Annotated in this window: 1 pseudogene; it reads right to left on the bottom strand. The window is 41.7% G+C overall.

The features are described 5' to 3' along the window. Positions 1 to 279, bottom strand: a pseudogene (locus HC176_RS18670) (hypothetical protein); the annotation flags it as partial. Positions 280 to 314: the final 35 nt, after the last annotated feature.

The following is a 314-nucleotide window of genomic DNA, read 5'->3' as shown; positions in this document are numbered from 1 at the left end:
TCCGTTGTCATCTTCTCCAACCGGAATTTGTTGCGGAAAACCGTTTACATCTCTTTTCGGGTACAGAAATATTGCATCCTTTACCAATGTTACCAGCGGGATTTCCTGAAGGTGTGCGCCCGATTTAAATTGGATCTTGTCGGTGTACAGGAATTCATTTTTACCGGAAGCTTCAGGGACAACGGTAGTTTCTATAAAAATATAAATGCTGTCGCGGGCAAGGATCTCTATACTGTCAAAATTTTTACCCGGTATACCGTCAACGTTGAGCCTGTACATAGAACTTTCCCCTTTTTCAAGAGAAATTTCAGGAA

The organism is Tamlana crocina, from assembly GCF_012037625.1.
Note: the sequence above shows the minus strand (reverse complement) of the source record. Positions and strands in the feature narration are given on the sequence as shown.